Annotated in this window: 9 protein-coding genes and 1 riboswitch; of the genes, 5 read left to right on the plus strand and 4 right to left on the minus strand. The window is 49.0% G+C overall.

Features of this window, described 5'->3' with window-relative positions; all coding sequences use genetic code 11:
• Positions 1-15: 15 nt before the first annotated feature.
• A riboswitch (TPP riboswitch) is annotated at positions 16-115 on the plus strand.
• Between the two features lie 66 nt (positions 116-181).
• Together thiW and ON063_RS08635 are read left to right on the plus strand one after the other, a co-directional pair.
• Positions 182-667 (plus strand): energy coupling factor transporter S component ThiW, encoded by a 486-nt coding sequence (gene thiW, locus ON063_RS08630; protein ID WP_214785166.1) that lies wholly within the window; start codon positions 182-184, stop codon positions 665-667.
• A 60-nt stretch (positions 668-727) separates the two neighbouring features.
• Positions 728-991: a hypothetical protein gene (locus tag ON063_RS08635; RefSeq protein ID WP_274664867.1), complete on the plus strand. Its 264-nt coding sequence runs from the start codon at positions 728-730 to the stop codon at positions 989-991.
• On the opposite strand, the gene ON063_RS08640 is transcribed toward ON063_RS08635, so the two are convergent.
• Positions 986-1,462: a GNAT family N-acetyltransferase gene (locus ON063_RS08640; RefSeq protein WP_274664868.1), complete on the minus strand. Its 477-nt coding sequence runs from the start codon at positions 1,460-1,462 to the stop codon at positions 986-988. The genes ON063_RS08635 and ON063_RS08640 overlap by 6 nt on opposite strands.
• A 118-nt stretch (positions 1,463-1,580) precedes the next feature.
• Here ON063_RS08640 and ON063_RS08645 point away from each other — a divergent pair, with 118 nt between their 5' ends.
• The 3 genes from ON063_RS08645 to ON063_RS08655 all read left to right on the plus strand — a co-directional run bounded on the left by ON063_RS08645 (position 1,581) and on the right by ON063_RS08655 (position 4,307).
• Entirely contained in the window at positions 1,581-2,003 is a 423-nt protein-coding gene (locus ON063_RS08645) for a VOC family protein (protein ID WP_274664869.1), read from the plus strand.
• The gene (locus tag ON063_RS08650; RefSeq protein WP_274664870.1) at positions 2,003-2,401 is read left to right on the plus strand and encodes a VOC family protein; all 399 of its coding nucleotides are present in this window, start codon (positions 2,003-2,005) and stop codon (positions 2,399-2,401) included. Before ON063_RS08645 ends, ON063_RS08650 begins: the two co-directional genes overlap by 1 nt.
• An 88-nt stretch (positions 2,402-2,489) precedes the next feature.
• On the plus strand, positions 2,490-4,307 hold the full coding sequence (locus tag ON063_RS08655; protein WP_274664871.1) for an LTA synthase family protein: 1,818 nt from the start codon (positions 2,490-2,492) through the stop codon (positions 4,305-4,307).
• Positions 4,308-4,342: 35 nt separating this feature from the next.
• On the opposite strand, the gene ON063_RS08660 is transcribed toward ON063_RS08655, so the two are convergent.
• The 3 genes from ON063_RS08660 to ON063_RS08670 all read right to left on the minus strand — a co-directional run.
• Complete coding sequence (locus ON063_RS08660; RefSeq protein ID WP_274664872.1) at positions 4,343-5,227, minus strand: VOC family protein; 885 nt, start codon at positions 5,225-5,227, stop codon at positions 4,343-4,345.
• 14 nt (positions 5,228-5,241) lie between these two features.
• A complete protein-coding gene (locus tag ON063_RS08665) occupies positions 5,242-5,526 on the minus strand; it encodes a putative quinol monooxygenase (RefSeq protein WP_214695078.1) in 285 nt (94 codons plus the stop codon).
• A 103-nt stretch (positions 5,527-5,629) separates the two neighbouring features.
• The coding region (locus tag ON063_RS08670; protein ID WP_274664873.1) for an MMPL family transporter at positions 5,630-6,404 on the minus strand (775 nt) is incomplete at its 5' end.

The raw sequence follows: 6,404 nt of genomic DNA on the forward strand, positions 1-6,404 counted from the left end.
ATACTCAAGTCAATAATCGACCACTAGGGGAGCCTTCGGGCTGAGACGGCATGTTGCCGGACCCTTTGAACCTGATCTGGCTCATACCAGCGTAGGGAAGTGGCTTGGGATACGCCTCTGTATATCCACGCCATTTTTCCGTCTGGAAACGTGGCGTTTTTATTTTGAAAGGAGACTATTCATGCGTATTCAACAACTCACTTGGATGGCAATGCTCGTTGCCATCGCCGTCGTCGGCTCAATGTTCATCTCGATTCCCACGGGTGTCGCCCGCGCTTATCCGATTCAGCATATGGTGAACGTGATTGCAGCAGTTACCGTCGGTCCGATTGGAGCCGTTCTCGTCGCTTTCGTGACCGGACTCATTCGCGTCATGACCGGCACAGGGTCACTTCTCGCGTTCCCCGGTGGCATGATTGGTGCATTTCTTGCTGGTATGTTCTTCGTTCGCACGAATCGCGTCTATGCTGCCGCTCTCGGAGAAATCATCGGAACTGGTGTCATCGCCTCGTTGATTGCCGTCCCGTATGCGAAACTGTTAATGGGTTCGACGTTCGGTGCCTTCTTCTTCGTCCCAGCGTTCCTTGCCTCTAGTTTGACAGGCGCGCTTCTCGGTTGGCTCGTCTTATCACGTGTCAAACAGCTGCGACCGAGCATACTTAAATAAAAGCCTCTCGATTGGATGGAAATGGTAAACTATAGACAACATCTATAGAGGAGGGGTTTTATGTCACGTTTCAATCAGCTTGTAGCGGGTGGTATATTGTTGTTTTTATCCGGACTCTTATACACACTCGAACGCATCGCACTCTATACCCGTTGGAACGCCCAAATCTCAACAGGGAGCTGGCCGGAAGAACCGACGTTTGTCGATCCGTTTCTAAACAACTGGTTCGTTCCCCTATTTTTATTTGCCGCTATCGTTCTCTTTTCGATGAGTATGAATGCTATAAAGACAACAAATCCATCCGAGAATCCGACCGACTTATGACGGTCGGGTTTTTGTGTGATAGACCCAGATTGCTTCGCCGTTCCATTCATCAATCAAGCCGCTGTCGACAAAGCCGTTTTTCGCATAAAATCGTTTCGCGGCTTCATTCTCTTGATGGAGGCTCAGGATGATATCATCCACGTCGTATTGTGTCTGGATGAATTCCACTGCCATGCGTAGGCACTTCGTCCCAACGCCTTTCCCCTGTTCGTTTTGATCCATCATTAAACGATCGAGCCACACATAACGTTCTGTCTGATTTTCTGCTCCGACCATCATGAAGCCAACCGGTCGCTCACCGTCATAAAATGCATAGCTCTGCCAATTATATTTCGTATCCTCGACCATCTCTTGAAGCGACTCGGCATTCGTCTCGATGAATCGGGACTGTTTCTCGTCCACTGATAGAGCAATGATCGTCTCTCGATTGACTGCATCAACCGGTTGAATCGTGATTTCATTTCCTTTCATGCTTTCACCTCGTTGATTTTCTCTCTCTTTCATACGCTTTCTCCCGTAAAAAGTTTCTTCCCCCGTATCTTCGAGACCATGCATTCGCTACACTAATAAGAGAAAAGGAGGTTATCACATGTTCCGAATCGGAAGTATCTTCGTTCCTGTATCAGATGTAGAACAGTCCCTACACTGGTATACTACTTATTTTGATGCCAAAGAAATTGGTCGCTGGGAAGGAGGCATCGGTTTGTGTCTACCAGACGGTTCGACTCAGCTCGGATTGATCCAAACCTCGTCACCGCAACCCACAACGTTCAAAGATGCGTCAGGACAAGCCCATGTCTATTTCAACGTCATTTGTGAAGACATCCAGTTCGCGTATCAATCGTTCGAACAAGCAGGGTTGATCGCGACACCGCTTCACGATTTCGGAGGCATGTCTTACTTTGACGTAGTGGACCCGGACGGACATACGATCAGTCTCATCTCGGAAGATGTGACTTCCCCGTTCCACCGCAATCGCGTGAACGACCTACAAACGAAAGGAAAGTCTTAATGAAACAAATTCACCACATCTGTATCCAAACCCCAGATTATGCCGCATCAAAGTCATTTTACGAAGCGCTCGGTTTTAAGCTCGTCCAAGAATCGCCAAACTTCCACACACGTGACTTCAATAGTTGGCTCAAGCTCGGTGATTTTTATATCGAGCTCCAGACTGCTAAAACGGATGAATCGTTACAAGACTATTCGAAATATGCAGCCGGTCCCGTCCATTTCGCCCTCTATGTGGATGATCTCGAAGCGGAAGTCGCTCGACTCGAACAGCTCGGTGTCACGTTCTTGCCGAAGCACGGTGGCAACATCTACTTCGTCGTCGACGGTCATTTAAGTAAACTAAAAGCACCGGAAGGAACCATCATCGAATTGCGCGATACGTTTCTGATTAACTGAGGCCCCGTGCCTCTTTTTTTGTTGGACACATCTTCACGTTTCCCTCACTCACCTCATCGGGAATGGGTATGAAAAGGATGTGTTGTTCATGATCAAATATCTCGATTATTGGAGCTACTTGTCACTCTCTCTGGCAAAGCTCTTCTTTTTTAGCTGGTTGACCGCGACGGCGTTCGACTTTTCATTCTTCCTCATCAATTTGGCGACGATTCTGCTCCTGACGAGTTGGGCACTTGCCGTGTCTTATCCGATCCGCCGATGGATTTTATACGTTTCTCTATTCCTGCATAGTACCCTACTCGTCTCGGACGTCTGGTACTATCGCTATTTTGAAGACTTATTATCTGTCGCCTTACTGTCTGATATCGGACAGATGGGAGATGTCGGGGGAGGCTTCTTGACGCTTATCCGCCCAATTGATGCATTCTTCTTCATCGACCTCATCATTTACGGTTTAATTTTACGTTACATCAAACGGCATCCTGTCCGTGAAGCGAAGCGGAACGGAAGACGATTGGCGCTCGCCGGCTTCACTCTCGGATTTCTTCTCTTCACGATTCCGCTCACCCTCAGTTATCAGCGCGGGGAAAAATGGATCGCAGACGACCCAATCTCGAATATGCGTGAATATTATCATCTCGGTTTTTGGGGCTATCACGCGATGGATGTCGCCCGAGGCGTCGAACGTGCCATGGGATGGAACGAAGCCCTGACAGACGAGGAGCGTTCTCAAATCCAAGCACTCTCTTATCAGGAATTAAGTGCCCCGAGTCCGGATACGAACGTCATCGTCCTACAACTCGAATCGTTCCAAACTTCCGTCATCGATCAACGCATCAATGGACAGGAATTGACACCGAACTTAAATCGATTGCGACGTGACATGCTCTATTTCCCGAACGTTTATCATCAGACGCACGAGGGGCGGACATCCGATGCGGAGTTCATCGTCAACACGTCACTCTACCCTGTCAAATCCGGTTCGGTGTACACACGTTTCCCAGGAAATCAATTTAGCGCGCTCTCTCAGTCCTTAAACGAGGCCGGCTATGATACGGCAGCCATGCACTCCTTCCGTAAAGACTTTTGGAATCGGGATGATTTTTATGAGAACATCGGGTTCAATCATTTCTTTAGCGACAAAGACTACCCCGACCAAGGCATCATCGGGATGGCACTCAACGACCAGGAATTCTTGAATACGTCCGTCGGATTCATGGAAGAGTTGGATGAACCGTTTTATGCGTTTTTAGTCGCATTGACGAGCCATACACCGTACGACATTCCGGAGGACGAGAAGCGATTGGACCTGTCGGAAATTGAGGACCCGCTTCTCGAAAACTATTATCATACCGTTCATTTCGTCGATGCAGCAGTCGGTCAGTTCATCGAACGATTGAAGCAAGATGGGCTCTGGGATGAGACGCTACTCGTCATGTATGGTGACCACGATAGCGGTCTGACGGCACCTGGAGAAGAGATGGCTACCCTTGAAGAAGTGGACTCAACGGTTGACGCGTTTCAACTCGACCGTGCTGTCCCCCTCTTCATCAAACCACCTGGATTGACGACAGGGGAAGTCATGGAGGCGAGTGGCGGTCAAATCGATATCGCACCGACGATTCTTGATGTACTTGGAATCTCCCCGGCTTATATGCTCGGCGACTCCCTCTTGAATGATACGCCGAACTTGACGGTCTTTCGGACGGGCGCTTTCCGATATGAAGACCATTACTATGAACCAGACTTGAGCGAACGTGCTGGTAACGGCACGTGCTATTCCATCGAGACGGAAGAACCGGTCGCATTCGATCGATGCGCTCCATATATCGACCGTGCGGCCAGTCAGCTCCGTCTCTCGGATACCATCATCGAGAAGGATGCCCTCTCACAAATGAGTCCATGAAAAACCTCCCGAGCCATTTGTCTCGGGAGGTTTGTTTAATAGGCTTTACGCAACGTCGCGATATCGAGTTTTTTCATGGGCAGACACGCCTGTACGACTTGTTCAATCTGCTCTTGCGAACCGACCGTCATCATCTCTTCCATTTCCCACGGAATGATTTGCCACGAGACGCCGTATCGATCTTTCAGCCAACCGCATTCTTCTGCTTCCGGTACAGCCGATAACTGTTCCCAGTACGCATCGACTTCGTCTTGTGTCTCACAAAAAGCGATAAGCGACTGTGTTTCGTTAAATGAAAACATATGATTCTCATTACTGTCCATCACGACAAATTCTCGGCCGGATAAGACGAAACGGGCATAATTGATTTTCCCGTCGAGTTCCTCCCCGTCTTCTTCCGTGTACCGTACCGTATGTCCGTCCAATACATACGAATCTTTGAAAATGGAAATCCAATCGTTCATCGCCGCCTCGGCGCGACCGAACGCATCCTGGACAAATAAGAGGCATGGCGTCACGAGCTGAATATCCATCCCCCCATCATGCATGATTTGCCAAGAAACTCCGTAGCGATCCTTCAACCACCCATAACGCTGGCTGAAGTCGTACGTATCTAATGGAATCAAGATCTCCGCTCCGTCAGATAATCGTTCCCATAGCGCATTGATTTCTTCAGTTGTCGGGAGCGATACCATATAGGAAATGGACGGATTCCGTTCTTGCGCAGTACCTCCCCCGAGTAACTGAAAGAACTGTCCAGCGAGCGATAACGTCACAATCGTCGTCTCGCCTGCTGGCGAGCTTGAAAATCTCGTCGTATAGTCGACAAACGAATCTGGAAAGATGGAGACATACCACTCGGCGATTTCCTCGACATTCTCCTCAAACCAAATACATGGGATCACAGGTTGCGTAATCATGAGAAAGTCTCCTTTCAGACTTCATGCAAACGATAGACATCACGCACGGCGAGAAGCTCCCCAGCTTCATCACGATATGCCTGATAATGCGATGAATGGATGTGATGATCGAGCGCTTCTTCGTCTTTGTACTTTTCATAGAAGACAAACGTTCCTGGTGCATCGATTGCTTCGTGAAGAACGTACGCAAGACATCCGTCTTCCGCTCGTGACGGTGGAATCACACGGTGTAGCGCCTCACGTAACGCTTCTTCTTTACCAGGATGGGCTTTCAAGATTGCAGTAATGACGATTTCCATACAGTATTCCTCCTTCGATAATGGACCTGCCTTTCTGTTCCCGAATCTACCGCAATCTATCCCAAAAAACGGATATCTCATCGCACGAGACATCCGTTTCTGCTTATGACTTTTTCTTTTGTCGGAACGGCCACCATACACCGTCACCGAACGAAATCGTAATGGCTGGAATCAAGAGTGGCAATACAATCAATCCGTATAGCAACAGACCCGTAATGACGATGGTCGCAATCTGAACGAGACTGAGCACGCCTGACGGAATCATGGCGCCGAACGTCCCGGCGAGAATGACTGCAGCGGTCATAATGACGGTACCCATCTTCGTCATCGAATAGACGAGCGCATCACGGACCGTTTTCCCATTGATCGTCTCTTCCCGGAATCGATCCAGTAGGAAGATGGAATAGTCGATTCCGAGTGCAATCAACATGACGAATCCGAAGAACGGAACGGCCCAGCTGATTCCGTCATAGCCAAGACCTTCCACAAAGATCAGCTCTGTGATCGCTGCTGACGTATAGTACGTCAAGAGAAGCGAAGCAATCATATAGAGCGGCATGATCATCGAGCGGAACAATGCCGTCAAGACGATGAATAGCGTCACGAGCATGATGGCTACCGTCCGATTGAAGTCGTTCGTTGACGTTTCATTCAAATCGCTGTTGATGCTTGAGATACCTGCGTATCCGATGGTCGCATCTGCATATGGTGTCCCCGTCACAGAGCGGTCCATCGTCTCTTTAATCGTCTCGACGACATCAATCGCTTCAGGCGAGTATGGATCCATTTCCAGTACGACCTCGAGCTGAGTCGCTGTCTCTTCGTCAAAAACGTAACGTTCGACGGCAGGTGAAAACTCATCTGATGTGAGTGTTCCT

The sequence above is a fragment of the Exiguobacterium sp. B2(2022) genome, from assembly GCF_028823655.1.
Lineage (GTDB): Bacteria > Bacillota > Bacilli > Exiguobacteriales > Exiguobacteriaceae > Exiguobacterium > Exiguobacterium aestuarii_A.

Excerpts from the sequence above, each read along its gene's own strand:
- thiW (WP_214785166.1), top strand. The coding sequence starts at position 182 with ATGCGTATTCAACAACTCACTTGGATGGCAATGCTCGTTGCCATCGCC.
- ON063_RS08635 (WP_274664867.1), top strand. The coding sequence starts at position 728 with ATGTCACGTTTCAATCAGCTTGTAGCGGGTGGTATATTGTTGTTTTTA.
- ON063_RS08640 (WP_274664868.1), bottom strand. The coding sequence starts at position 1,462 with ATGAAAGGAAATGAAATCACGATTCAACCGGTTGATGCAGTCAATCGA.
- ON063_RS08645 (WP_274664869.1), top strand. The coding sequence starts at position 1,581 with ATGTTCCGAATCGGAAGTATCTTCGTTCCTGTATCAGATGTAGAACAG.
- ON063_RS08650 (WP_274664870.1), top strand. The coding sequence starts at position 2,003 with ATGAAACAAATTCACCACATCTGTATCCAAACCCCAGATTATGCCGCA.
- ON063_RS08655 (WP_274664871.1), top strand. The coding sequence starts at position 2,490 with ATGATCAAATATCTCGATTATTGGAGCTACTTGTCACTCTCTCTGGCA.
- ON063_RS08660 (WP_274664872.1), bottom strand. The coding sequence starts at position 5,227 with ATGATTACGCAACCTGTGATCCCATGTATTTGGTTTGAGGAGAATGTC.
- ON063_RS08665 (WP_214695078.1), bottom strand. The coding sequence starts at position 5,526 with ATGGAAATCGTCATTACTGCAATCTTGAAAGCCCATCCTGGTAAAGAA.